Here is a 1,515-nt window from a genome sequence, read left to right on the forward strand (position 1 = left end):
GGCACATCTCTTGATGAAGTTATTCGTGCTTATTGTGCAGAAAGAGTGTCTCATACTTATTTGAAATGACTATAAAAGCTGGCGAAAGCTTCATCGACTCCAACGCCCAGCGCGGGTGGAAGTATCGCAATGAATGACCGCTCTCTTCTCCTGAATGATCAGGGCAACGCAAGTAAAAATCGCTTTATTACTCAAATTCAATGCCAGAAGAAGAACCTCAACCTCAACCTACTGATGCTGTACTCGGTGGCATGGGTGTACAACCGCGACCTTATGATGCGGTGCTAGGCGGAAAGACAAAGGACATGATGCCAGAGGAAGCGGTGCGAAAAATTGAGCGAGCTATCAGCGAAAAATTGATGGGGCTGAATTTGTCGCAACTGAATTTGAAAGAATTGCCACCGGAAATCGTCAACTGTACGCATCTGACACGGCTTGACCTCAGCAGGAATCAGATTACCTCCATCCCAGATGCGATCGGGCAACTGTCCAGTCTGACAGAGCTTAACCTTAGTTATAATCAGATTACCTCCATCCCCGAAAATATCGGGCGACTGTCGAATTTGGCACGGCTTTACCTTGGTAACAATCAGATCACCTCCATCCCAGATGCGATCGGGCAATTGAGGAATTTAACACTGCTTTCCCTGCCTAACAATCAGATTACCTCCATCCCCGAGGCGCTTGGGCAACTGTCGAGCCTGACAAAGCTTTACCTCAATAACAATAAAATTACTTCCATACCAGAGACGTTCGGGCAACTGGCGAATCTGAAATCACTTTACCTTAATTCCAATCAGATTACCGCCATACCAGAGACGTTCGGGCAATTGTCGAATGTGAAATTGCTTAACCTTAGTTATAATCAGCTTACCTCCATCCCCGAGGCGTTCGGGGAACTGGGAAATCTAACACTGCTTTACCTCAGTAACAATGATATTACCTCCATTCCAGAGACGTTCGGGCAACTGTTGAATCTGAAATGGCTTACTGTTTATAACAATCAAATTACCTCTATCCCAAATGTAATTAGTAATATGAAAAAGCTCGAAAAACTCGACTTATGGGGAAATCCGATTCCGACTCGTCCCTAAATCGTCCAAGGCGAAAGACCCCACGAGCCAGGCGATTTGCGTACCATTCTCGACTTCTACTTCCCAACCCGCGATACTAACGATACCGAAGAACTCAACGAAGCCAACTTTTGATTGTAGGCGAAGCAGCAAATTCAGCGTTTAAATGAGTTTAATTATTTAGGGAAAAGCTCGATCGCCCTGACTTTTTATTGCCTTTACTTTAAGCGAGCTAGTGATTAATATTGAAGCAAATACAAAAGGGGTGGCTATAGCAATCCTCAATGATTTTCTCTGTGTAAGTATTGTGTAAGTATATTGACGTATTTTGGGGAAATCAAATTTATGTTCCTTAGTAAAAAAAGCAAACAAAAATTTGACAATCTTAAAAGACCTACATAAATACCAATACTTTCTTAAAAAGTTTTTAGCTTGTAACCAA

1 protein-coding gene and 1 pseudogene are annotated in these 1,515 nt (G+C 42.8%); one reads left to right on the forward strand and one right to left on the reverse strand.

Annotated features, from left to right (window positions below; translation table 11 throughout):
• Window positions 1-200 precede the first annotated feature (200 nt).
• On the forward strand, window positions 201-1,094 hold the full coding sequence (locus QUA57_RS28465; protein WP_333065144.1) for a leucine-rich repeat domain-containing protein: 894 nt from the start codon (window positions 201-203) through the stop codon (window positions 1,092-1,094).
• A gap of 159 nt (window positions 1,095-1,253) precedes the next feature.
• Here the strand turns inward: QUA57_RS28465 and QUA57_RS28470 are convergent.
• A pseudogene (locus QUA57_RS28470) lies at window positions 1,254-1,515 on the reverse strand (hypothetical protein); the annotation flags it as partial.

Source organism: Microcoleus sp. Pol7_B2 (genome assembly GCF_036701035.1).
In the GTDB taxonomy this organism is placed as follows: Bacteria; Cyanobacteriota; Cyanobacteriia; order Cyanobacteriales; family Microcoleaceae; genus Microcoleus.